Origin of the sequence: Methanobrevibacter wolinii SH, from assembly GCF_000621965.1 — an archaeon.
Taxonomy (GTDB): domain Archaea; phylum Methanobacteriota; class Methanobacteria; order Methanobacteriales; family Methanobacteriaceae; genus Methanarmilla; species Methanarmilla wolinii.
Window position 1 is genome coordinate 12,079 of the sequence record NZ_KK211380.1, and the last position, 26,652, is coordinate 38,730.

Sequence of the window (26,652 nt, forward strand, 5' to 3'; positions counted from 1 at the left end):
AGTTTTTGTTTTAGTTTAATATGGTTTGGCTTTTAACTTTTAGTTTAAATGATTTTAAAAGATTAAAATTTTAATTAGTATATTATGAATAAATTTATAATAAATTTAAGAATTTTAACAATATTTATTTTTATGTATTATATTTTTTTAATTATTTAATTTTTATATACCTAGAGAAATTAATGTTTTATTTATAAGAATTAAACAAATTATAAAAGTATTAAAATATATATTTAAATTATTATATTACAATTAATATCTTATGAATTAACTTAAATTAAAATAGTTTTAATTCATTTTTATTTTTTAAAAATTCCTTTTTTAGGATATTTATTAAATTTCAAGCGGTTATAAAATGTTTAAAGTAGAAAATTTATCTAAAACTTATAAATTATCTGATGGAAATGAAATAATTGGAATCAAAGATATTAACCTTGAGATTAAAGAAGGAGAAATTTTAGGTATTATTGGTACTAGTGGTTCTGGTAAGACAACTCTTTTAAGATGTCTTAGAGGTGTTGAAAAATTTGATGAAGGAAAAGTAATTGTTGATGATGTTGTTGTTAATGCTTCTGATAGTCAATATTATTATAATCAGCTTAAAAAGGTTACTGCAATTCATTTACAAAGAAATTTTGGTTTATGGCCTGCTTCTTGTAGAGAAAATATCTTAAGAAAATTTTATGGTGCTAAATATGGTGATGAAGCTTCAACTAATTTAAAAGAAGCTGAAGAAGAATTTGGTGAAGAAACAGACAAAATTTTAGAACTTGTTGGTCTTAAAGACAAACAAAAATATTCTTCTCTTGTATTAAGTGGTGGTGAAAAACAAAGACTTATTATGGGAAGACAATTAGCTAAAAAACCAAAACTTTTACTTCTTGATGAACCTGCTACTATGGCTTGCCCTAGAACAAAACAAGAAATTTTAGATGCTGTTAAAAAAATCAATAAAGAATTAGGTGTTACTGTTGTAGTTGTTTCTCATTTACCTGAAGTACAAAAATATCTTGCAGATCGTGTTGTATTAATGGATAATGGTGAAATAGTTGAAATTAGTGATGATGTAAACAGTATTACTGAGAGTTTTTTAAGTGATATGGAACCTGTTGTTGATATTGATCTTGAAGCAAGTGATGAATCTATTATTAAAGTTAATGATATTAAACAAGAATTCTATGTTCTTCAAGCAGGTGTTAGCTTAGAAATGGAGGATATTAATTTTGAAGTTAAAAAAGGAGATATTTTAACTTTACTTGGTCCAAGTGGTGCTGGTAAAACTGTGCTTCTTCGTATAATGGATGGTTTAGATGAACCTGATGATGGTAATGTTACATATAAACTTGAAAAGGATGATGCAGGTGAAGTATGGGTAGATATTCATAAACCTTCTTTAGATAGGATGGATGTAAGACGTAAAGTTGGATTTATGTATCAAGAATTTGCTCTTCAACATTATGCAACAATCAGAGACCAACTTGCTGTTAAATTAGGTTATAAAAATAATAAAGTTGTAGAAGATGCTAAAAAAATAGCTAAAAAAGAAGGACTTTCTGATGAATTATTAGATTCTTTATATCTTTTAACAGATTTAACTGAAGATGAAGCTAAACGTAGATTAGAACAAGTAGGTATTATGCCTCAAATTCTTGATGATTTATTCCCTAAATTCCCTGCTAAAGCAGTTAAAGAAACTGTTGCAGATTTATTTAAACATCTTAATTTATCATTAGATGTTCTTGATAGACGTTCATATGAATTATCTGGTGGTCAAAAAGTACGTGCAATGTTATCTCTTGTTCTTGCTTCTAAACCAGATATTTTACTTTTAGATGAACCATTTGGTGATTTAGATCCTAAAACATTAAGAATTGTATCTAATTCTCTTAAAAAATTATGTAAAGAATATGGTATTACTATTGTAATGGTTTCACATAATACTGATTTCATGAAAGAACTTTCAAATAGAGGTATATTTATGAATGATGGTGAAATCCTTGATGATAGTCGTGATATGGATAAATTAGTTAGAAACTTTATTGACTTCTGTCATGCAGATTATTTACTTGAAGAGTGATGATATTATGTTTAATAAAATATTAATTGCAAGTGATGGTTCTTCTACTGCTAGTAAAGCTATTGATACTGGTGTAGATATTGCATCTAAATATGGTGCTGATATTGCTGCATTATATATTATTGACCCATTTAAAATGTCTTATGATGATGGTGACGATCAAGGTGGAGTTGTTCTTGATAGTATTACTGAAAAAGGTCATGAAAATAATCTTAAAGTAGTTGAACATATTATTACAGCTGATCCTATTAATGATTTTAAGGTTATGATTCAAAAGATTAATCCTGACTTAGTAGTTATTGGACAATTTGGGAATTCTTTAGATAATAAAACTAATTATGAAAAGAATATTGGTAGTGTTGCATCTAAAGTTCTTGAGGTTTCTGATGTTCCAGTATTACTTGTAAAATAATTATTTTACTTATTATCTTTTTTTTATTTAATTTTAAGTTTAATTTTAAATTAGTTTATATTTTTTAATTAACTCATAAAGTTAATATTTTAAAATCAAGATATTTTTATTATTTAAAATAGAAATAAGTTATTTTCTATTTGAAAAATAGGGTTTTATATTTTTTTATTAAGTATTTATTAATAAATAGGGATAAGTTTATTTATTTAGAAATCATAATTTTATTATAAATATATATGATATTGGTTTTATATGAAAAGAAAAATGTTTATATCATATGAAACAAAATATTAAGTATAAAAAATGAGGTCATAGAAATGGCAAAATATAAATGTAAAGTCTGTGGTTATATATATGATACTGAAACTGGTGAAGAACGTAGAGATGTAGCTCCTGGAACTGCATGGGAAGATGTTCCTGAAGGTTTCAAATGTCCTTTATGTGGCGCAGCTAAAAAAATGTTTAAAGAAATTTAGAGGTGAATAATATGGCAGTATATGTTTGTAAAGTCTGTGGATACAGATATGATGAAGATGTTGAAGGTGTTGCTTTCGCAGATTTACCTGATGATTACATATGCCCTGTTTGTGGTGTAGGTAAAGATCAATTTGTAGAAGAATAGTTAAAATTATTTAATTAATTTTACAATTCTTTTTATTTTTTCTTAAATATTATAAAAATTTAAAAACTACTAATCTAGCTTTTTTTAATTATTAATTTTTTAAATAATTTTCAGGTGATATAATGGTTAATGAAGTTATGGAAAAAGCTTTAAACGAACAATTAAATGCAGAATTATACTCAGCTTATTTATACTTATCAATGGCTGCTTATTTTAATGATAATGATTTACCAGGATTTGCTAATTACATGGAAGTTCAAGCTAAAGAAGAACAAGATCATGCTATAAAATTCTATAATTATATTATTAGAAGAGGAGCAAAAGTTACTTTAACTACTATTGAAGGTCCTAAAACTGAATGGGAAAGTAACCTTGAAGTAATGGAACATGTTTTAAAACATGAACAATATGTAACTAGTTTAATTAATAATTTAGTTGATTTAGCTATTGAACAAAAAGATCATGCTACTAATAATTTCTTACAATGGTATGTAAATGAACAAGTAGAAGAAGAAGAAAATGCTATGGATTGTTTAGCTAAAGTTAAAATAGCTAAAGATAATCCTCAAGTATTATATGATCTTAATAATGAATTTGGTGCAAGAGTTTATACTCCACTTGCTCCAGAAGATCAATAAATCTCTTTATTTTTTCTTTTTTTATTAATTTTGTCTATTTTTTAGTTTTTTATTATATTTTTTATACTTTTTTTATATAACTTAGTTTTTTAATATAAAATTAAGATTATATATAAAAATTTATTTTTAAGAATTAGTTAAATATTTTATATCTTATATTTTTTTATAAAAATTTTCAATATTTAATATAAAAATTAGTTAAATATTTTATTTAAGAAAAATATACATATAATAGTTTATAAAATTAATAAAATTTTTAAGATAATTTATCATAATGAAGGTTTTATATAATGTTATGGGATGAAAAAGCCGAATGTATGGAAAGAGATGAAATTAATGAAATGCAATTGAAAAAATTACAAAAAATTGTAAAATATGCATTTGATAATGTTCCATACTATCATAAAAAATATACTGAATGTGAAGTGTTTCCAGAGGATATTGAAACCTTAGATGATATTGAAAAACTTCCATTCACTACTAAAGATGATTTAAGGGAGTCTTATCCCTTTGGAATGTTTGCTGTTGATAAAAAGAAAATTCTTGAAATTCATTCTTCAAGTGGAACTACTGGTAAACCTGTTGTAAGTGGATATACTAAAAAAGACTTAGATTACTGGTCTGAACTTATGGCTAGAGGATTAACTAATTGGGGATTAACTGATGAAGATATAATTCAAAATACTCATGGTTATGGTTTATTTACTGGTGGTTTTGGTATTCATTATGGTGCACAAAAAATAGGTGCAACAGTTGTACCAATATCAACAGGTCAAACACGTCGTCAAGTTGAACTTATGAATGATTTTAATACTACTTGTTTAGTTGTTACTCCATCTTATGGATTATATATTGGAGAAGTTGCTAAAGAAGAAGGTTATGATCCTAGAGATTTAGGTCTTAAAGTCATTGGTTTTGGTTCAGAAATGTGGACTGAAGAAATGAGACAAAGACTTCAAGATACTTTCGGTGTACCTGCATATAATATTTATGGACTTACTGAAATGATGGGTCCTGGTGTAGGTATTGAATGTACAGAACAAAATGGTTTACATATTGCTGAGGATTTTTATTATCCTGAAATTATTGATTCAAATACTGGTAAACATTTACCTGAAGGTACTAAAGGTGAACTTGTATTAACTAACCTTCAAAGGGAAGGTATGCCTATTATTAGATTTAGGACTAAGGATGTTACTGCTTTACATTATGAACCATGTAAATGTGGTAAAACATTTTGTAGGATGGAAAGAATCACTGGAAGAACAGATGATATGATTAAAGTTAAAGGAGTTGCAGTATTCCCATCTCAAATTGAGAAAGCACTTCTTAAAGTTTCTGAAGCTGAACCTCATTATCAAATTATTGTTACTCGTCCAGATACACTTGATCAAATTGAAGTTAAAGTTGAAACTTCTCCTGATTTATTTAGTGATGATGTAACTGAAATGCTTGGAATTCAGAAAAAAATAGGTAGTTATATTCAAAATGAAATTGGAATTAAAGTTAAAGTTACTCTTGTAGAACCTAAATCTATTCCAAGAAGTGAAGCAAAAGCTGTAAGAGTTATTGATAAACGTAATTTTAATGATTAGATTGTGATTTAAATGAATTTTAAAGAGAATTATGAAGATTTAAAATTGAAACAACTTTCAATTTTCTTAACAAATAATAAAGGTAAATTATATAGAGTATTAAATTTACTTGCAGAAAATGATATTAATATTAGGGCATTATCACTTGCAGATACCTCTGAATTTGGTATTTTAAGATTAATTGTTGACAATCCTACTAAAGGTCAAAAAGTACTTGAAGAAAATAATTATACTTTTAAAATTTCACCAACTATTGGTGTAGAATTAAATGATGTTCCTGGTGGTTTATCTGCTATTTTAAAAGTATTATATGATAATGATATAAATCTTGATTATCTTTATGCATTTACTCATGAAAAAACTGATAATGCTATAGTACTTTTAAGTACTCATGATTTAAATTTACTTATTGATGTTTTAGATGAAAATAAAATTTATATTGTACCTTCTGATGAGGTATATCATTTATAAATTTCTAATTTTTTATTAGTTTTAAGAGTCTATTTTTATTTTAAACTTTAATTTTTTAGTTTATTTAGATTTAAGAGTCTATTTTTATTTTAAACTTTAATTTTTTAGTTTATTTAGATTTAAGAGTCTATTTTTATTTTAAACTTTAATTTTTTAATTTATTATTAAATTTTATTTAAAATTTAATTTTTTTATATTTTTTTTAATAATTCTTTTTTTATCCTTATAAATAATTATATAAAGTTTAAAATACTAAAATTTTAATGTATAAATATTTTGTAGAAGAAATTTAACTTATTATATTTATTATTAATTATTTCATATTTATGGAGGAAATCACGTGGAATTTACAAGACCAAGAGGTACTAGAGATTTTCTATTTGATGAAATGTCACAAAGAAAACAAGTAGAAAACAAGTTAAGAAATGTTTTTGAAAATTATGGTTATGGGGAAGTTAATACTCCTTTATTTGAAGAATTAAAATTATTTACAACTAAATCTGGAGAAGAAATTGTAGATCAATTATATAATTTTAAGGATAAATCAGATAGAGAACTTGCATTAAGACCTGAAATTACTGCAGCGATTGCAAGATTATATCTTAATGAATTATCAAAAACAGCTAAACCAATTAAACTTTATTATTATGGTAGTTGTTTCAGATATGAAAGACCTCAAAAAGGAAGATTTAGACAATTTTGGCAATTTGGTTGTGAACTTATAGGTGCTAAATCTCCAGAAGGTGAAGCTGAAGTTATTGCTATGGCTAATGAATCAATTGAAGAGTTAGGTATTGATACTGCTGAGATTCATATTAACCATTTAGGTATTATTCGTGGTTTATTTGCTCATTATGGTATTTCACAAGATAAATCTCGTGAAGTTATGATTGTTGTTGATAAAGGTGATAAAGATTTATTAAAAGAAGCTTTAACTGGTGAAGATGCAATCATTGATAATATGGAACTTGCTAATATTCTTCTTGAATTAATTGATATGGTTGGTACTAGTGATATATATGATGATATTAAATCTTTAGTTGGAGGATTTGATGAATGTTTAGAACCTCTTGCAGAATTAAAAGATTTAATTAATACTCTTAAAAGTTTTGGTGTAGATAATTACAAGATTAATCTTGGTGTAGCACGTGGACTTGACTATTATATTGGTATTGTATTTGAGATTTATGTACCTGAATTAGGTAGTCAAAAACAAGTTTGTGGTGGTGGAACTTACAGTTTAATTAAACTCTTTGGTGGAGATGATGTTGTAAGTACTGGATTTGCATTTGGTTTTGATAGATTAATGGATGCTATTGAAGCTTGTGGTAAATTACCTGAACCTAATAATAATGTTGATGTTTTTGTTGCACCAATATCAAAAGAAACTAGACAAATCTCTTATAATATTGGTCAAAGATTACGTAGTGCAGGTATTGCAACAGATATTGATTTATCACGTAAAAAATTCAAAAAATTATTAAGTTATGCAAATAAACTTGGTGTAAAATACACTATTCTTATAGGAAATAATGATGTTCAAAATAGACAAGTTACTGTTAAAGATATGGATTCTGGAAATCAAGAACTTGTAGATATTAAAGATGTTGTTGATTATATTCTTGATAGATTGTAAATTTTTTCTTAATAATTAGTTTACAATTATTTATTTTCTTAATTGGTAATTTATAACTAGTATTTTATGTTTTTTATTTATTAGGTGGTTTATAACTAGTATTTTATTACTAATTAAGTGATATAACTATAATAATGATTTAAATAGTTTATTTATATTAAAAAAAGGGATATTATGGAATTTAATTTTAGACATGAAAAAAATGGTGAAAAGTTAATTATTGCTGTAGCTCAGGATTATCAGACTAATGAAGTTTTAATGGTTGCATTTATGAATAAACAAGCTTTAGAAGATACAATTAAAACTAAAAAGGCACATTATTATAGTACATCTAGAAATCAGCAATGGATGAAAGGTGAAAGTTCTGGTAATATTCAGAATGTTAAAGAGATTTATGTTGATTGTGATGCGGATACTGTTGTTTTAAAAGTAGATCAAGTAGGTGCAGCATGTCATGAAGGATATAAATCTTGTTTCTTTAGGGAAATTAATAATATTGAAAATTTAGATATTGATAATGTATCTGATGATGATATTAAAATCATTCAAGAAAGATTGTTTGATCCTAAAGATATGTATAAATAGTTAATTTTTTTATAAAGGTAATTAAAATGGATTATGAATATGAAGAGGAATCAATAAGATTAGTACCAGATACTAGTGCTGTTATTGAAGGAATTATTTCTAAAGTTATTGAAGAATATGATTATCCAGAAATTATTATACCACAAGCAGTAGTTGCAGAGCTTGAATACCAAGCAAATAAAAAAAGACCTACAGGAATTACAGGATTACATGAGCTTCAAAAACTTCAATCTTTAGAAGATAATGGAGATATTTCAATTACTTTTGTTGGTAAACGTCCATCTAACTATGAAATATCACTTGCTAAAACTGGTGAAATTGATGCTATGATTCGTGATGTTGCAAATACTGAATTAGGTATTTTAATTACAAGTGATAAAATTCAAGCAGAAACTGCTAAAGCATTAGGAATTCCTGTAAAATATTATAAACAGAAATTTAAAGGAAATATGGAATTATCTATATCTAAATATTTTGATGATTTAACAATGTCAGTTCATCTTAAAGAAAATGTAGAACCATATGTAAAAAAAGGTATGCCTGGACATATTAAACTTGAAAAGTTTTCTAATGAAAAAATCACCTATAAAGAGTTAGGGAATATTGCAGAAGAAATTCTTGAAAAAGAAAGATATGACCCTAAAACATATCTTGAAGCAGATTTAGAAGGAGCAATGGTTGTACAATCTGGAGAATATAGAATTTCAATTGCAATGCCTCCATTTTCTGAAGCTATGGAAATAACTGTTGTAAGACCTATTGCTGATGTTTCACTTGATGATTATAATTTAAGTGATAAATTAATGGAAAGATTAAAAAATAATGCTGAAGGTATATTAATATCTGGTGAACCGGGTGCAGGTAAATCTACATTTGCTCAGGCTGTAGCAGAATTCTATAAAGATAATGGTAAAGTTGTTAAAACTATGGAGTCTCCAAGAGATTTACAAGTCTCTAATGAGATAACCCAATATGCACCTTTAGAAGGAGATATGGAGAAGACTGCAGATATCCTTCTTCTTGTAAGACCTGACTTTACAATATATGATGAACTTAGAAAATCTTATGATTTCTCAATCTTTGCAGATATGCGTCTTGCAGGTGTAGGTATGATTGGTGTTGTACATGCAACAAGACCAATTGATGGAATACAAAGAATTGCAAATAGAATAGAACTTGGTATAATACCTAGTGTTGTTGATACTACAATCTTTATAGAAGATGGTCAAGTTAAAACTGTATATGAAAATCGTTTAACAATTAAAGTTCCAAGTGGTATGGTTGAATCTGATCTTGCTCGTCCTGTAATTGAGGTACGTGACTTTGAAACGGGTGAACTTAAAAATGAAATTTATACTTATGGTGAACAGACCATTGTTATGGATATGGATTTAATTGATAATTCTACAGATGATAATGATAAAACTCCTGTTGAGAAAATAGCTGAAAGAGAAATTATTCGTAGAATGAAACACTATGTTCCTGGTGCAAATATCTATGCAGATATTATATCTCCTGATAGAGTAAATATCTATGTTGATGAAAAGTATATCCCAAAAATCATTGGTAAAAATGGTAAACGTATTGCAGATATTGAAAGAGATATTGGTATAAGTATTGGTATGGAATCTCTTGAAGATTTAATTAAAGAAGAACCATTCCAAGTTGAGTATTCAATTACTAAAAAACATATTATTTTCCATTTTGGTAAAGAAAATGTTGGTAGATCTTTTGATATTCTTGTAAATGGTAAATATTTATTTACAGGTACTGTAAGTAAACATGGTGAAATTAAAATTAGAAAAACTCTTGATTTAGGTGAAACTATACTTGATGCTATTGACTTTGGATTTCCTATAACTGCAGTTTATAAAGATTTTTAAATTAACTTGTTTAAGTTTATTTAGTTAATAAGTAGTTTTAACTTGTTTGGGTTTGTTTGGTTAATAAGTAGATTAACTTGTTAAGGTTTATTTAGTTATTAGTAAATTAACTTGTTAAGGTTTATTTGGTTAATAAATTAACTTCTAGGTTTATTTAGTTAATTGATGTGTTAACTTGTTTAAGTTTATTTAGTTAATAAGTAGTTTTAACTTGTTTAGGTTAATTAGTAGATTAACTTCTTTAGGTTTATTTAGTTATGATTTTAACTATTATTTAGTGAGTATATAAATTAAAATAAGATGATAATATGAAAATAGGTGCTTCAACTCTTGCTGTATTTAAATATGGTTTATACAATTGTTTAGGATTTTATGAAGATAATAATATTGAATATGTTGAATTATTACATGATTATCCATTAAGAGATATGGATACTGAGATTTTAAATTCTTTTAATCTTAAATATACTATTCATTCTCCAATAATTGATATGAATATCTGTTCTTTAAATCCTTCTATTAGAGAAGCTTCTATTAATGAAATTAAACATTCTCTTGATTTAGCAAATAGTTTAGATGTTAATATTGTAGTTGTACATCCGGGTCATATACCTTTTTTAGGTCAAGGTCTTGAAGATAAAATTGATAAATTAAATATTGATGCAATTTCTGAGATTGGGAAGTATGCTGATGATTTAGGTGTTAATGCAGTAATTGAGAATATGCCATTAATTCAAGGTTTTACATATACAAATCTTGAAGATATTACTAATCTTTTATATGATTTAGGTATGTCAATGTGTCTTGATATTGGTCATGCAAATACTGCAGGATATACTGCTAATGAAATGTATTCTCCTCTTATTAAACACATACATGTCCATGATAATTTAGGAGATGATGATTCTCACATGTCAATTGGTGATGGTAATGTTGATTTTAAAACATTACTTGATACTTTTGAGAAAAATAAATATGATGGAATATACATGGTAGAAGTAAATAAAGTAGATTCTATTAAAAGAAGTGTTAAAAAATTAAGAGAATATGAAAAAACAGCTAATATTTAGTTGAGGTATAAAAATATGATTGATGGTAATACTCTACTTTTTGGAATAGTTGGAGATCCTGTAGGACATAGTTTATCTCCATTAATGCATAATGCTAATATTGAATCATTAAACCTTAACTATGCATATGTTCCATTCCATGTTAAGAAAGAAAACATTAATAATCTTATTAGTGGAGCAAAAGCATTAAATATTAAAGGATTAAATGTTACGATTCCACATAAAATTGAAGTTATTAAATATCTTGATGAAATAGATCCTTTAGCAGAAAAAATAGGTGCAGTAAATACAATTAAATTCTCAGAGGGTATTGCAAAAGGATATAATACTGATGCTATAGGTGCAATGTCTGCATTAAAAGAGAAAGTAAATATTAAAAATAAAGATGTATTAGTATTAGGTGCAGGTGGTGCTTCACGTGCTATTTCTTATGCTTTATGTGAAGAAGATGTTAATTCAATTACAATATTAAATAGACATGTTAATAGAGGAAAAGTACTTGCAGAGGATATTTCAAATAAAACAGACTATGAAATTGGCTATGATTTACAATATAATTCTGATAAATATCTTAAAGATACAGATATTATAATTAATACAACTCCAAATGGAATGTATCCACATATTAATGATGAACCATTAATTTATGCTCAACAAATGAATAATGAAATGTGTGTATTTGATATAGTTTATACACCACTTGAAACTGGAATACTTAAAGAAGCTAAAAAGATTGGAGCTACCTGTGTATCTGGTATTAAAATGTTTTTATATCAAGGTGTTGAAAGTTTTAAAATATGGACTGGAATTGATGCTAATATTAAAGTCATGGAAGAAGTTATATTAAAAGCATCTGGTGTTGAGGAATTTTAGATATTAATTATTTAATGTGATTATATGGAAAACTTTTTATTTGACTTTAATATACCTGTTGAAGAAGAAGATTTTGGAAATTCAAAGAGGGATATTTTAAGATATTTAAGTGATATTGGTGTTGATACAAGATTCATATCTTATATGCCAAATAAAATCTATATAAATAATCTTCGTTTTTCAAAATTCTCAAGAAGAAGACAAACTACATTTGAAAAACATTTTTCAGATTTTAAGGTTATAAGATCTTCTTTATTTCAAGAAATAGCTACAAATGCATCAAGAGAACTTGCATCTTCTATCAAACCTAAAGTTAAAGTTTTAATACCAAAAGATGCAAATCCATTAATTCCAATTATACTTGAACCATATACAAGAAAATATGGTATAAGTTTAATATTTGATGAAAAAGAAGATTATGATTTAATTACCTCAAATAAGACTTTAGATACAGAAGTACATTCTATAATATCTGAAATTTTCAGTGGTAATGGTATTAATTTCCCAAGGAAAAAAGAAAATTATATTTATCCACTTATTAAAGTTTCAAACTCTCAAATAAATGACTTTTTAGATGAAGATGTAGTTTCTAATAATTATAATGATGTTGCAGAAGAATTCTTAGAATTTTTAGATGATACTGTAGCTCAATATAAACCAAATATACTTGCATCTGTTGAATATCTTGAAGAAAATCAGAAAAAATAAATTTAATCTGTGATAATATGGATTTTATAGCAACATTACTTATTGCAATTGCTCTTGCAATGGATGCATTTAGTGTATCTTTAACAAAAGGTTTTACATTAAAGAATATTACTATTAAGCAAATATTATGGTATGGTCTATTCTTTGGAGGTTTTCAAGCATTAATGCCTATTATTGGATGGACTGCAGGTATTCAATTACAATGGCTTGTATCAACATTTGCACCATGGATTGCATTTATACTTCTGTTTTTAATTGGTGCAAATATGATAAGAGAAAGTTTATCATCAGATTATGATGATGAAAGTAAAATTGAAGATAGTTTTTCATTTAGTGAACTTACTTTACTTGCAATAGCTACAAGTATTGATGCATTTGCAGTAGGTATAACTTATGCAGTGTTAAAACAAGATGTTTTAATTCCAACTATTATTATTGGTATAGTTGCTTTTGGATTTACTATATTTGGTATATTTTTAGGTAAAAAAATTGGAGATTACTTTGGAGATAAATTTGAAATCCTTGGTGGTATTGTACTTATATTTCTTGGATTTAAAATATTATTTGAAGGTTTAGGTTTAATTAATTTTTAAGTCTTTTAGCTATTATTTGAATATTTAGATTTAAACCTTTTAGCTATTTAAAAAAGATTTTATTAATATTAATAAGATAAAAGTTTTTATATTCTTTTACATAAGAATTTATAATTATATAATCTATTTTATAAGTTTCTTAATAATAAATAAATATTTTTATTGTGATAATATGGATTTTAATGATTTATGTTTAAAACTAAAAAAAGTTACAGATAATTATAAAGAAATAGAATTAAAATTAATAGACACTGATTCTATTGTTATTCAACCTTGGACTAGATTAAAATGCCAATATGGTTGTCCTGATTATGGTAAAACATTAACCTGTCCACCATATGCACCTAAAGCAGAAGAAATGTTAAATATGGTATCTTCATATGATAAAGCTATTTTATTTCAAGTAAGTTTATGTTTTATTGATAATGTTGGTGGAATTAGTAAAATCTCAGCAGAAATTGAAGAAGAATGTTGTAGATTAGGTTATTATAAAGCATTTGGTTTAGGTGCAGGTCCATGTCTTCTTTGTGATGAATGTAATCTTAAAGAATGTATCCACCCTAAAGAAGCTCGTCCAGCAATGGAAGCTTGTGGTATTGATGTTCATAAAACTATTGAAAATAATGGTTATGATATATTAGGTATTGATGAGAAAAATAATAGCTATTTTTGTTATGGTTTAATTTTATTAGAGTAATTTAATTTATAAACCTTTTCTTTAAAATTTTTTTATAATTTTAGTTTATTTAGTTTTAGTAAAATTAGTATATAGGTAATTTAATTTATAGATAATTAGTTTTTGTATCTTAGTAAAATTAGATTTTTTATTATTATTTGCTGTGTTGGTAAAAAATAGATTTATAGAAAATTTAATCACTTCTTACATAATCAATTTTTTTGAAACTAAAATTCCAAATGAAACAATATAAAAAAGATATTAACCTATTATACGTCCAGGATTACCTTGGTAATCATAAATTTGTCCTATAGGGGGCATATCTAAATTTGGTTGAATATAATCTCCAACAGTAGCCATTTTACCAAATGAAGTAATCTCCATTGAAGCAATATATGATCCATTGTCATGAATTTGTCTATCTGAAATGAATACATATTTTACGTCATCATCAGATACTGCATCATCAAAGTATTCAATTTCATATGTTTTATATCCTCCTCTAACTTTAAGATTTAAAAGTTCATCAGATAAATCTATATTTAAATTGAATCTTTTAAGCACTTCACGAACAGTTTCCATAACCATTAACCTCATTATGTTTTAATGTTATTATGTGTGTAATTTAAAATATATAGTTTACTTTTTTCTTATCTTTAAGTTATTTTTAATAATTTTCTATGGATTTATTTAAAACTTTAACATAATTATCAAAATTAATTGAACTAAAATATTTTTTGATTTTTTAATAATTTTTTGAAATCTTCATATTTTATTGTAAAAAATAGTTTTATAGATAATTTAATTTATAGATAATTAGTTTTTGTATCTTAGTAAAATTAGATTTTTTTATTGTTATTTAATGTATTTAAAAATAGATTTATAGATATTTAATCTATAAATATTTAGTTTTTATAAATAATCTCTTTTAGATTTTGCTTTATTAATCATTTTTTCTTTCTTTTTATATGAATCTGATTTATAAGTATTTTGTTGACGATTAGTTTTTCCATGAGGCATTATTGTAACAAGATCTATTTTATTATCATTACATGCAAATATTACTTTAATTTCAGAGTAATTCTTTGTACTTGGTGCAGGAAATATAACTGCATATTGGTTTTTACCACTATGTTCATAATTTATTGGTTCCTCATTATAAACAGTATCTACTATAAATTCTCTTGAAATACCATTATCTAATAATCTTTTATTAAAATGTCTATTTTCAAAACACCATTCTATATTATCTGTATCTCCAATTACAAATCTATCAAATGCATTCATATTATTCCCTTATAATTATATTTATACCTATTATCTTTAATTTAAGTATTATATAAAGTTTTTACTACTGATTAATAATTTTAGAACTAAACTAAATATTTATATAATTTGAATTATCTAATTTAATATAAAAAAGATTAAAGAGTGTGTAATTATGAAAATTTTAGGAATTAATACAAGTCCAAGACCAGATAGTAATGTTAAAGCTGCAATGGAAGTTGCACTTTCAACTGCACAAGAAGAAGGTGCTGAAACTGTTATTATTAGTACAAATAAATTAGATATTTCTCCATGTCAATCTGATAATTATTGTAAAGCACATGATGGTCATTGTGCAATTCAAGATAATATGCAAGCTATTTATAAAAAAATTGAAGATTCTGATGTTATTGTATTCGGAAGTCCAATTTATTTCTCTGATGTAAGTGCACAAGCTAAATTAATTATTGATAGATTATATTCTTACTTCATGAATGAAGATTATCAAAAATTATTTGCTAATAAAAAAGTATTCTTTATTACTAGTAATGGTGTTGCACCTGCTGAATCATTTGAACCATCACTTGAAACACAAATGAATGCTTTTAATATACTTGGTTTCCAAAAAGGAGATATTTTAAGTTTAAGTGAAAATAATGAACCAGGAGCTTTTAAAAACAAAGATGATCAAATTCAAGAAGCAAAAGAATTTGGTAAAAAATTATTATAAACTATTTTTATTATTAAATAGCTAATATTTTTTAGCTATTTTTTATTTTTTAATTTTTTAATGTTTTTTTATAATATTGTGATTAAATATATTGGGATGTTTTAATTTTTTAGTGTTTTTTATAGTATTACAATCTATATTAAGGTGATATTATGGATTTAAATTCAAAAGAGATATCTAAAAAAATAGAGGATTATAGAAAAGATTATAGTTGTTCACAAGCTACACTTATGGGACTTTGTGAAGACTGTGATATTGATGTTGAAGATTTATCTAAAATTGCTCTTGGATTTTCTGGTGGAATTGGAGGAACATTTGCTGATGGTACTTGTGGTGCTATAACTGGTGCTGTTATGGCATTAGGTATTTTAGCTGATGAAGATGATATAAAACCTATGTCTAAAGAATTGTTTAATGAATTTCAAGATAAATATGGTTCTGTAAAATGTGGAGCTATATCTAAAAATGGTGAAGATAAATCTCCATGTGTTGATGTTTGTTTATTTGCAGGTAATAAGGTCTGTGAACTTTTAAAAGATTAAATTCTTAAGTTTTATTTCAATTTTTTTTAATTTTTTTTAAAAATAAATTACTTTTTTTATAATTTTAAAAATATTTATAGTATATACTTTATCTAAATTAAAGTATACTTTATATTGTATATTTTTTTTAAAAATTTCTATTTTTTATTATATTTTTTAAAATTATTTTTTAACAATTTAATATTAATTTTTAATTTTATTAAACAAAGTATATTTTAACTCTAATTTATTAATGATTTCTTTTAAGAAAAATTATATATCTTATATAATCATATAATTTATATAATTACTAAATTTTTATTATTGTTGAAATTATAATATTTTAAATTTAGAAAATCACATGTTTTAAGAATTAAATTTTTAAAATTAATTTTCAACAAAATTAATTTTTAGTAATTAAATTAATATTTAATTTTTATTTAAAAAGAAATTAAATATTAAAATTTTATTTAATTTTTAAATAAGATATTTTAAATATTCAAGAATAAATTGGAGATATGATGAAAAATTATAATAAATTTATATTCTTAGGTTTATTTATAATTGTAATTGTCTGTCTTACTAGTGTATCTGCTACAGATTCATCTGTAATGAATTATACTGATTGTATTCCTTCTAATAATTCATATGATTATCAGTTTGTAAATACATCATCTAATTATCAATCTGAGGATAATTATAGTACTTCAAATAATAATATTACAAAACTAAGAAATAACTCCCCTATTGAAGCTAATACTACTACTAGGATAATTACAAATGATTCTTCTTTAGAAGGTAATCCTATATACATCAATGTATCTGTTAGCTCTGAAGGTAAGGCAATTAATTTTGGTAATGCAACAATATACATTATTGGATCTAATAAAACAATTTCCCATACTGCTAGTATAAATAATAATTCATTTATTTGGACACCTAGAAATCCAGGTATATACAATATTACAATTATTTATAATGGTGGTAATTTTGGAAATTATACTTATTTAAAATCAAATTCTACAAAATATGGATATATTGTAAATCCTATTGATCTAAAAGTAGATAATATTACAGTATATTATACTGATGATGCAAAACTTACTGGGAAAATAAGTTCAAATGGTAAAGTTTTAGTTAATCATACTATTATATTTAATGTTTTAGGCCATAATTATACAGCTACTACAAATGAAGAAGGTGAAGCATCAATACCTCTTGATTTAAGTCCAGGTAAATATAATGTTTATACTTATATTCCTAGAACATCTATTGTTGTAGAATCTACTATTAATGTAATAGTAAATAAATCATTAATTCATATTATAGTAGCTGATTTAAATAAAGATTTTAGAGATAGTAAAAAATATACTGTAAAATTATTATATAAAGATGTTCCAATTACAAATACTACTGTAGTTATCAGTCTTTTAAATGTAAAATATAATGTAAAAACAGATAAACAAGGTATTGGATATTTAATTGTAAACTTAAATCCAGGTAAATATAAATTCACTGTAAATACTAATGTTTATGGTTATAGTATATCTAAATCTTCTAATGTTATTGTAAATAAATGGATTAAATCTAAAACTTCACTTATTGTTTCTAGTGTAAGTAAAAAATATTTAGATGCAGCTTATACTGCTAAGGTATTATATAAGAATAATCCAATTTCTGGTATTAAAGTATATTTTACAATTAAAGGTAAAACATATGCAAGAATTACAAATTCTAAAGGAATTGCTACATTTAATATAAATTTAGGTATTGGTAATTATCCAATTATCTCTAAGATAAATGTTGCTAGTGTATTATTAAGTAAAAAAGCTTCAATTAAAATACTTAAAGCAAATCCTTCACTTTATTTTAAAAATGTAGATATGGATTATACAATTGTTAATAATACACCAGTATTAAAATATTCTATAAAAAGAGGTAAAACTGTTTCTTTATCTTTTATGTATAAAACTAATGTTTTATCATCATTTAAAGTAAGTATTGGTATTAATTCTTTTAGAAATTATAAATGGTTTAAAACCAATTCTAAAGGTATTATAAATTATCCAACTAATAAATTAAAAATTGGTAAAAATAATTTTGTAATTACATTATACTCAAATAATAGAAATTATAACTCTTTAAGATGGAATATTCCAATTACAATTAAAAAATAATTTTATTTTTTTTTCTTTTTTTAGATATTTTTTATTTAACTTTTTAATTTAGATTAATTTAGGTTTTTTAATTAATAATATGATAATTTAAATTCCGATTTTTTAATAAATTAATCAATTAATTTAGATAATTTAAATAATTTGTTTAGATTTTTAATTAATTAACTTTAAATAATTTATAATTTGTTTAAGTTTTTTAATTAATTAATCTACTTAATAATAATGATTAAATATATTAATAAGTATTTTATAATCTATTATTATAATTTTAAAGAGGGTGAATACTATGATAGAAAATAATATATGTTTATTAACAGATAGTTATAAGATTACACATCATTACTTTTATCCAAAAGGTACTGAAAAAATTTATTCTTATCTTGAAAATAGGACTGGGGCTGAATTTAATAAAACAATCTTCTATGGATTACAATATATTCTTAAAAAATATTTAGTTGGAAATGTTGTAACTGAAGAGAAAGTAGAAGAAGCAAATGATATTATGAAAGTCCATCTTGGTGAAGGTATTTTTAATTATGATGATTGGATGTATATTGCAAAAGAACTTGATGGAAAACTTCCAATTGAGATAAAAGCAGTTCCTGAAGGAACTCCTGTAAATGTAAGTAATGTTTTAATGACTGTTGAAAACACAGATAAACGTTGTTTCTGGTTAACAAATTATCTTGAACCATTACTTCAACAAGTATGGTATCCATCAACTGTTGCAACATTATCTGCAGAAGTTAAAAAATTATGTAATTTTTATCTTGATGTAACAGGATCTAAAAAAGATAATCTTCCATTTATGTTACATGATTTTGGATATCGTGGAGCAAGTTCTACTGAATCTGCAAAACTTTGTAGTTCTGCACATTTACTTAGTTTTTCTGGAACAGATACTTTAGTTGCACTTACAATTCCACCAAATTATTATAATACAAATGAAATTGAAGGTTTTTCAGTACAAGCAACTGAACACAGTGTAATGACTGCAGAAGGACCAGAAAATGAATTAAAACAAGCAATTAATGTAGTTAGAAGTGCACATAATGGTATTTTATCAGTTGTAATTGATAGTTATGATTATAAAAACTTTTTAAAAAATGCTTGTTTTGATGGATATGAACTTAATAATGAAATTAAAAAGTTCTTAAATAAAGATCCTGGAAATAAAATTGTCTTCCGTCCAGATAGTGGTGAACCTGTATCTACTACTATTGATTGTCTTGAAATTATTGAGAAAGGATTTGGTACCCATTTAAATGATGCAGGATATAAAGTATTTAATGCTAATATTGGTGTTTTATGGGGTGATGGTTTAAATTATCATAAAATACGTGATATCCTATTTGGTATTAAAGCACACAAATGGGCTGCAGAAAATATTCTTTTTGGTATGGGTGGAGGATTACACTCTGATGTAACTAGAGATACTCAAAGAACAGCATTTAAATGTTCAGCTCAATATAGAAATGGTAAATGGGTTGATATATTTAAAAAACCACTAGATAATAGTAAAAAATCTAAAAAAGGAAGACTTAAATTATTAGCTAATGGTCAAAACTTTAAAACAGTTCCAATTGATACTCCAGGTGAAGATATCTTAAGAACTGTATTTAAAGATGGTGAACTTCTCGTTGATGATAATTTCAATGATATTAAATTAAGAACTGAAAAATATAATTTATATCCTTTAAATTCTATGTAAATTCTAATTTATTTAGATTTTTTAGTTTTTATTTAATTTTTTCCTTTTTTATTTTTTTTAATTATTGTAGGTAATTATTTTTTTTTATTTAGTTTTTAATTATTTGTAGATAAGTTATTTTTCTTTTTCTTTTTTTATTTAGCTTTTAATTATAGTAAATAATCTATTTTATTCTTTTATATCTTTATATTAAGTTTAAATTCATTAATTTTTAGACTAAAAATAATATAAATATTATAAAAAATATAATTATAATCAATATAAATTTTATTTTTAAAAATATTATGGTGAAAAGATGATAGGACCTTGGGTAGAAAAATATAGACCACAAACCTTAGATGATATAGTTGGTCAAGAACAAATTATTAAACGTTTAAAAAATTATAAAAATGAAGGAAGCATGCCTAACCTTATGTTTTCAGGTCCTGCAGGTGTAGGTAAAACTACTACTGCTTTAGCTTTAGCTAAATCTGTTTTAGGTGAATATTGGAAACAAAATTTCCTTGAATTAAATGCATCTGATGCAAGAGGTATTGACACTGTAAGAAACAATATTAAAAACTTCTGTAGATTAAAACCAGTTGGTGCTCCATTTAGGATTATTTTCTTAGATGAAGTTGATAATATGACTAAAGATGCTCAACATGCATTAAGACGTGAAATGGAAATGTATACCAAAACTGCATCTTTTATTTTATCTTGTAATTATCCATCTAAAATCATTGATCCTATACAATCAAGATGTGCAATATTTAGATTTGCACCAGTTAAAAGTGAAGATATTAAAAAACGTCTTGCATATATTTGTGAAGAAGAAGGATTTGATTATACTGATGAAGGGCTTGATACAATCGTATACTTTGCAGAAGGAGATATGCGTAAATCTGTAAATGTATTACAGTCTGCTGCAACTGAAGGTGAAGAAATTAGTGAAGACTCTGTATATGGAGTAATATCTAAATCAAAACCTCAAGATGTTCATAATATGATTACTGCAGCAATGACTGGTGATTTTATGAAATCAAGAGATTTACTTCGTGAAACTATGATTCTTCAAGGAACAAGTGGAGAGGATATGGTTACACAGATTTATCAAGATGTTACAAAAAGGGTTACTGATGGAAATATGGATAGTTCCGTTTATATTCAATTAGTAAATGATATAGCTGAAACTGATTTTAGAATACGTGAAGGATCTAATCCAAGAATACAACTTGAAGCTCTTCTTGCTAAATTTTTATGATTAAATTTTATTTAAAATCTTTTTAAAATTATTTAAAGGGAATAAATATGCAATGGACAGATAAATATAGACCTCAAACCTTTAAAGATATTAAAGGTTATGCTAAAGAGAAAAAATTAATAAAACATTGGATTGAGGAATGGAAAAAAGGTAATCCTCAAAAATGTTTACTTCTTGTTGGTCCTCCAGGTGTTGGAAAAACTACCTTTGCACAAATTATTGGTCATGAGTTTGGTGAATATATTGAGTTAAATGCTAGTGATAAACGTTCTTATGATATTTTAATGAACACTATTGGAGAATCTACTTCTACACATTCTTTATTTTCAGATAATCCAAAACTCATTATTTTAGATGAAATTGATGGTATTACTGGTAATGATGATAGAGGTGGAACAAGAGCTATAAATAAAATTATTGAGGAATCTCAACATCCAATAGTTATGATGGCTAATGATTTATACTCAAAAAGACTTACAACCATTAGAAAAAAAGTAACTGTTGTAAAAATGAGTAAAGTTAGATCACCTAGTATTAGAACAAATCTCCAGTCAATTTGTAAAAAAGAGAATATAGAAGCAGATAAAGAAACATTAAATATACTTGCTAAAAAATCTAATGGTGATATGCGTTCAGCTATTAATAGTCTTCAAGCATTAACTGAAGAATCTAGAACATTAAATCCAGAAGATTTAGAAGCTATTTCTCAAAAAAATGATAAATCAACAATTTTTGATGCAGTAACCACAGTACTTAAAAGTAAAAATTATAATCATATAAGAGATGTATTGTATCTTGAAGAGGAACCAACACTTGTAATGGAATATATTGCAGAAAATATTCCACGTGAATATCAAAAACCTCATGAAATTAAAAAAGCTTATGATTATATTTCTAAAGCAGATATATTCTTTGGACATACAAGAGATAGTAGAAATTATGGTTACTGGAAATATGCAACTCAATTTATGGGTCTTGGAGTAGCATTATCTAAGGATGAAAAATATCGTAAATTTACAAAAATACAATATCCTAATGCATTTAGTAAAATGGCAAGATATAGGGGAAAAAGAAGTCTTAGAGATTCAATTGCTGAGAAAATGGAAGCAAAAATGCATGTTTCATTAAAAACAGCATATACAATGTTTCCTTATTTTGAGATAATGTTCCAAGATGATAAAACTGCATATGAAATATCTTCATTTTTAGAATTAGATGATAAAGAGATTAAAAGATTTAGGAAAAAGAAAATACCTAAAAAATTCATTGAAAAAATGGATAAAGAAAGAGCTAAAAGACGTGCTGAAGAAAGAGAAAAGATGAAAAATGCTTTTAATAATTCTATAAATCTTTCTTCTGATGAAACTCTTGATTTTAAAACAAATAAAGAAGAATCAATAGTTGATTTTAAAAAAGATGAATTTAAATCTAAAAACAAGTCTAATGAAAATTCTGAATTTAAAACTCAGGAGGATAAGGATTTAGAGTCTGTTTCTAGTAATGATTTAGGTAATGGGTCTAAGAGTAATGATTTAGAGTCAGTTTCTAATAATGATTTAATTAAAGAGTTTAAGAATAAGGATTTAGAGTCTGTTTCTAGTAATGATACAGATAAAAAATCTAAAGATGAAAATTCCAATTTAGATAATAATAATTCTAAGTCTATAAAAGATTCTAAATCTAAGGAAAAATCTAAAAAAGATAAAGATAATACAGTTCAAACTTCTTTATTTAGCTTTTAAATATTTTATTAATTCATTGATTTTTCAATTTAAATAGAAATTTTTTATTTAAATTAAATTTTCAATAAATTAATATTAAACTATTTTTATTTTTTATATTTAGTTTGTTTAGAAGTTTATATATGGTTTAAAAAGTTCATAGTCTTTATTTTTTTTATATTAGTTTAATTAGAAGTTTATATATAGTTTAAAAAATTACTAATATTTACTTTTTATAAATACAATATTATTTGGAGTTTAAATATGGTCAAAAAAGAACCAGTTATTTTTGTAGGTCATGGATCTCCCTTAAATGCAATTGGAGATAATCCTTATAGACTTAAATGGAAAGAATTAGGAAAATACATAGGAACACCTAAAGTTATTATTGCAATTTCTGCACATTGGTTTAAAGATGAATTATATGTGAGAACTGCTGATTTTAATAAACAAGTTAATGATATGTATGGTTTCCCAGATGAATTATATCAAGTTCACTATGAACCTAAAGGATCACCGGAATATGCAAAAAAAGTTCTTGATTTACTTGGAGATTCTGGAAAAGAAAATAATGATTGGGGAATAGATCATGGTGTTTGGTCAGTTCTTTCAAATATGTATCCAGATGCAGATATACCTGTTGTAATGATTAGTGTTAATGTTAATTTATTACCTAAAGAACAATTTGAAATTGGTGAAAAATTAAAACCATTAAGAGAAGAAGGTGCATTAATATTAGCTAGTGGTAATATTGTACATAATTTAGGTATGGTAGATTGGAGAATGGATAAGGTTTATGATTGGGCACAAGAGTTTGATAATAATATTAAAGATGCCATAATCAATCAAGATTATGAAAAAATTATAAATTATAAAGATATTGAAAATTATAATCTTGCAATACCTACTACAGAACATTTTATTCCATTTTTAAATGTTTTAGGTTTATTATCACCTTCCGATAAACCTATAATATTTAATGAAGATGGTGAATTAGGCTCTATTACTATGACTTCATTTATATTTGAAGATTCTGATTAAATGGTTTCATTACTTTGATTTAATTTGTATTTGAAGATTCTGATTAGGTTTTATATGACTTTATATTTGAAGATTTAAATTAAATTTATATACTTAATTTATTTTTTTAAATCTTTTATAGTATAATTTATTTTAAATTTATCTTTTTTTTAAGAAATTGAGTCTCTTGAAATCTATTTTTTTTTTAAAAATTTAAACTTAGTTAATATTTAAAAATCAATTTTTATGAAAGTTTATTTATAAAATTTTGAGGATTTCAACAAAGACTAAAAAATTAAAATTTTAAATAAAATAAGTTTTTAATAGTTTCATTCTTTTATTTAATAAAGTTTAAAAAGAAAGTATTATATACTTTAATTATATAATATTATTGAAAATATAAGATATTAGTTAAAATTATAAATTAATTACTTAAACTCTAATTAATTTATAATAATACTATAAATTTACTAAATAAATGAGATGATATATAATGAAAGGTACTTGGAAGTTACATCTGAGGATGATGTTGGCTTCAATTCTTATGTTTGTTATGTTGTATATTGTTGTTGGATTAGTCTGTGCACTTGTTGGTGTAAGTATGGCTCCAATGGTATGGCTAGGTATATCATTAGTTATAACATTTATACAATTCTTAGCTGGTCCTAAACTTGTTGAATGGTCAATGGGTGTAAGACGGGTTTCTGAAGCTGAAGCACCTGAATTGCATCAAATGGTTGCAGAATTAGCTGCAAATGCAGGTATTCCAAAACCTACTGTAGGTATTTGTAATATGTCTGTTCCTAATGCATTTGCATATAGTAGAACTAGAAGAGATGGACACATTGCTGTTACTACAGGTATTTTAAATGTTTTAAATCATGATGAACTTAAAGCAGTTTTAGGACATGAAATGTCTCATATTAAACATTATGATTGTGCTATTAATACTATTATTAGTGTAATTCCAATGATTTGTTATTATACTGCAATGGGATTCTTATACTCTAATAATGATGATAATGGTCTTGGAGCTATAATAGGTGTTCTTGGTTTAGTTTTCTACTTTATAGGTCAATTATTAGTCTTATTTGTTTCAAGAATAAGAGAATATTATGCTGATCAAGGAAGTGTAGAACTTGGAAATAAACCAGAATGGTTAGCTTCAGCATTATATAAACTTGTATATGGTGCAGCAGCTGCCCCATCATCTGAGATTAAAGAATGTGAAGGAAATAAAGCATTTTTCTTAAATGATGTTTCTCATGCAGAAAGAGATATTACTGAGTTATCTCAAGTTGATTTAGATGGTGATGGAATTATTGGCTCTGATGAGTTAAGACAACTTAGAAATTCTAATGTTAAAGTTTCTAGAGGAAATAAATTCATGGAATTATTCTCAACTCACCCAGATATGCTTAAAAGGATTAAAAGACTTTCTGAATTAGAAAATTAATTTTTATTTTTAATTTTCTTTTTAATTTTTAAATAAACACAAATACTATTTTTTTATTAAATAGTATTCTTATTTTTTTTTATTGTTTAAAATTAAAATTTTATTTTAATACTTTGATTTTAGAAAATTAAATTGATTTTCTTTAAATTTATGAATAAGTAGATTTTATATAATTAAATTTTTAATACTATTTTTTTTTATAAGTAAATTTTAAATATTTTATTAATTTATAAATTTTTATTTTTTTAATTTTTATTAATATTATTTATTTATATTTTTAATACTTTAATTATACATTATATAACTTTTATAAACATTATTCTTTTATTGTTTAATAAACTATATTTTATAATATACACTTATGAAAAACTTTATATCATATTAAAAATAAATTTTAATATGTAACTAAATTTTAAAATTTAATATCAAATTTTTATATATTTTGGAGGAGTTTAATGGTTAGTAAAACATTAGCTGGTATTATTTCATTTTTCCTACCAGGAATGGGTCAGCTAATACAAGGTGATAGTAAAAACGGATTTTTTGTTTTTGTTTTAACAATAATAATATTTGGAATATTATATTATCTTACTGCGTCATGGATTGCAGAGTTTGTATGGTTTGTTATTGGTCTTTTGGCAGCTTATTTAGCTTATCAAATGCCTGAAAGATAAGTTAAATCTTATATTTTTATTTAAAATTAGGACTTTTTAATATTAATTTTTATTTATATTAAAAATTTATATTTTTATATAGCTTAATTAGAATTCTATTTTTATATAATTTCTTTTTATTGAAGTTTTATATTTTTCTTGGTTTTTTTAACTAATTTAGGTTAATTTAGTTAATTTAGATTTTTTTATTTTTTTAACTATTTTTGGTTAATTTAGATTTTTCTTGTTTTTTTTAACTATTTTTTGTTAATTTGGTTAATTTAAATTTTAATATTTTATTTTCTTTAATTTATG

Annotated in this window: 26 protein-coding genes; 24 read left to right on the forward strand and 2 right to left on the reverse strand. The window is 24.5% G+C overall.

Annotation, left to right across the window (positions count from 1 at the left end; translation table 11 throughout):
* Positions 1–355 precede the first annotated feature (355 nt).
* From T523_RS08475 to T523_RS08545, 15 genes are all read left to right on the forward strand, one after another.
* On the forward strand, positions 356–2,077 hold the full coding sequence (locus T523_RS08475) for an ABC transporter ATP-binding protein (RefSeq protein WP_042708551.1): 1,722 nt from the start codon (positions 356–358) through the stop codon (positions 2,075–2,077).
* 7 nt (positions 2,078–2,084) lie between these two features.
* On the forward strand, positions 2,085–2,489 hold the full coding sequence (locus tag T523_RS08480) for a universal stress protein (RefSeq protein ID WP_042708552.1): 405 nt from the start codon (positions 2,085–2,087) through the stop codon (positions 2,487–2,489).
* Positions 2,490–2,806: 317 nt separating this feature from the next.
* Positions 2,807–2,965, forward strand: coding sequence for a rubredoxin (locus tag T523_RS08485; RefSeq protein ID WP_042708553.1), 159 nt, complete (start codon positions 2,807–2,809; stop codon positions 2,963–2,965).
* Between the two features lie 11 nt (positions 2,966–2,976).
* A complete protein-coding gene (locus tag T523_RS08490) occupies positions 2,977–3,111 on the forward strand; it encodes a rubredoxin (RefSeq protein ID WP_042708554.1) in 135 nt (44 codons plus the stop codon).
* A gap of 122 nt (positions 3,112–3,233) precedes the next feature.
* Positions 3,234–3,749 (forward strand): ferritin, encoded by a 516-nt coding sequence (locus T523_RS08495; protein ID WP_042708555.1) that lies wholly within the window; start codon positions 3,234–3,236, stop codon positions 3,747–3,749.
* A 290-nt stretch (positions 3,750–4,039) separates the two neighbouring features.
* Positions 4,040–5,344, forward strand: coding sequence for a phenylacetate--CoA ligase family protein (locus T523_RS08500; protein ID WP_042708556.1), 1,305 nt, complete (start codon positions 4,040–4,042; stop codon positions 5,342–5,344).
* A 12-nt stretch (positions 5,345–5,356) separates the two neighbouring features.
* Entirely contained in the window at positions 5,357–5,815 is a 459-nt protein-coding gene (locus T523_RS08505; RefSeq protein ID WP_042708557.1) for an ACT domain-containing protein, read from the forward strand.
* A gap of 340 nt (positions 5,816–6,155) precedes the next feature.
* Positions 6,156–7,451 carry a histidine--tRNA ligase gene (gene hisS, locus T523_RS08510; protein ID WP_042708558.1) on the forward strand — a complete coding sequence of 432 codons (1,296 nt, stop codon included), beginning with the start codon at positions 6,156–6,158 and terminating at the stop codon, positions 7,449–7,451.
* Between the two features lie 174 nt (positions 7,452–7,625).
* Positions 7,626–8,036 carry a phosphoribosyl-AMP cyclohydrolase gene (hisI, locus tag T523_RS08515; protein WP_042708559.1) on the forward strand — a complete coding sequence of 137 codons (411 nt, stop codon included), beginning with the start codon at positions 7,626–7,628 and terminating at the stop codon, positions 8,034–8,036.
* A 26-nt stretch (positions 8,037–8,062) separates the two neighbouring features.
* Positions 8,063–9,919, forward strand: a complete 1,857-nt coding sequence (locus tag T523_RS08520) for a PINc/VapC family ATPase (protein ID WP_042708560.1) — start codon at positions 8,063–8,065, stop codon at positions 9,917–9,919.
* Between the two features lie 308 nt (positions 9,920–10,227).
* The gene (locus T523_RS08525) at positions 10,228–10,989 is read left to right on the forward strand and encodes a sugar phosphate isomerase/epimerase family protein (protein WP_042708561.1); all 762 of its coding nucleotides are present in this window, start codon (positions 10,228–10,230) and stop codon (positions 10,987–10,989) included.
* A 15-nt stretch (positions 10,990–11,004) separates the two neighbouring features.
* Positions 11,005–11,862, forward strand: coding sequence for a shikimate dehydrogenase (gene aroE, locus T523_RS08530; RefSeq protein WP_042708562.1), 858 nt, complete (start codon positions 11,005–11,007; stop codon positions 11,860–11,862).
* Positions 11,863–11,886: 24 nt separating this feature from the next.
* Entirely contained in the window at positions 11,887–12,570 is a 684-nt protein-coding gene (locus T523_RS08535) for a hypothetical protein (protein ID WP_042708564.1), read from the forward strand.
* A gap of 17 nt (positions 12,571–12,587) precedes the next feature.
* The gene (locus T523_RS08540; RefSeq protein ID WP_042708565.1) at positions 12,588–13,163 is read left to right on the forward strand and encodes a manganese efflux pump MntP; all 576 of its coding nucleotides are present in this window, start codon (positions 12,588–12,590) and stop codon (positions 13,161–13,163) included.
* Between the two features lie 172 nt (positions 13,164–13,335).
* Positions 13,336–13,860, forward strand: a complete 525-nt coding sequence (locus T523_RS08545) for a DUF2284 domain-containing protein (protein ID WP_052334712.1) — start codon at positions 13,336–13,338, stop codon at positions 13,858–13,860.
* A gap of 240 nt (positions 13,861–14,100) precedes the next feature.
* Here T523_RS08545 and T523_RS08550 read toward each other — a convergent pair whose 3' ends face one another.
* Positions 14,101–14,427, reverse strand: a complete 327-nt coding sequence (locus T523_RS08550) for a hypothetical protein (protein WP_042708566.1) — start codon at positions 14,425–14,427, stop codon at positions 14,101–14,103.
* Between the two features lie 324 nt (positions 14,428–14,751).
* The gene (locus T523_RS08555; RefSeq protein WP_042708567.1) at positions 14,752–15,126 is read right to left on the reverse strand and encodes a DUF4258 domain-containing protein; all 375 of its coding nucleotides are present in this window, start codon (positions 15,124–15,126) and stop codon (positions 14,752–14,754) included.
* 154 nt (positions 15,127–15,280) lie between these two features.
* Between T523_RS08555 and T523_RS08560 the strand changes: the two genes are divergently transcribed.
* The 9 genes from T523_RS08560 to T523_RS08600 all read left to right on the forward strand — a co-directional run bounded on the left by T523_RS08560 (position 15,281) and on the right by T523_RS08600 (position 26,358).
* Positions 15,281–15,835 carry a flavodoxin family protein gene (locus tag T523_RS08560; RefSeq protein ID WP_042708568.1) on the forward strand — a complete coding sequence of 185 codons (555 nt, stop codon included), beginning with the start codon at positions 15,281–15,283 and terminating at the stop codon, positions 15,833–15,835.
* A gap of 152 nt (positions 15,836–15,987) precedes the next feature.
* Positions 15,988–16,377, forward strand: coding sequence for a C-GCAxxG-C-C family protein (locus T523_RS08565; protein WP_042708569.1), 390 nt, complete (start codon positions 15,988–15,990; stop codon positions 16,375–16,377).
* A gap of 500 nt (positions 16,378–16,877) precedes the next feature.
* Entirely contained in the window at positions 16,878–18,533 is a 1,656-nt protein-coding gene (locus T523_RS08570; RefSeq protein WP_042708571.1) for a collagen binding domain-containing protein, read from the forward strand.
* A gap of 286 nt (positions 18,534–18,819) precedes the next feature.
* Positions 18,820–20,244: a nicotinate phosphoribosyltransferase gene (locus T523_RS08575; RefSeq protein ID WP_042708572.1), complete on the forward strand. Its 1,425-nt coding sequence runs from the start codon at positions 18,820–18,822 to the stop codon at positions 20,242–20,244.
* Between the two features lie 295 nt (positions 20,245–20,539).
* The gene (locus tag T523_RS08580) at positions 20,540–21,487 is read left to right on the forward strand and encodes a replication factor C small subunit (protein WP_042708574.1); all 948 of its coding nucleotides are present in this window, start codon (positions 20,540–20,542) and stop codon (positions 21,485–21,487) included.
* A gap of 47 nt (positions 21,488–21,534) precedes the next feature.
* Positions 21,535–23,229, forward strand: coding sequence for a replication factor C large subunit (locus T523_RS08585; protein WP_042708575.1), 1,695 nt, complete (start codon positions 21,535–21,537; stop codon positions 23,227–23,229).
* 243 nt (positions 23,230–23,472) lie between these two features.
* Positions 23,473–24,249 (forward strand): 4,5-DOPA-extradiol-dioxygenase, encoded by a 777-nt coding sequence (ygiD, locus tag T523_RS08590; RefSeq protein WP_042708576.1) that lies wholly within the window; start codon positions 23,473–23,475, stop codon positions 24,247–24,249.
* A gap of 472 nt (positions 24,250–24,721) precedes the next feature.
* The gene (locus tag T523_RS08595; protein WP_042708577.1) at positions 24,722–25,684 is read left to right on the forward strand and encodes a zinc metalloprotease HtpX; all 963 of its coding nucleotides are present in this window, start codon (positions 24,722–24,724) and stop codon (positions 25,682–25,684) included.
* A gap of 503 nt (positions 25,685–26,187) precedes the next feature.
* Positions 26,188–26,358, forward strand: a complete 171-nt coding sequence (locus tag T523_RS08600) for a hypothetical protein (RefSeq protein WP_156929628.1) — start codon at positions 26,188–26,190, stop codon at positions 26,356–26,358.
* The last annotated feature ends 294 nt before the right edge of the window (positions 26,359–26,652 follow it).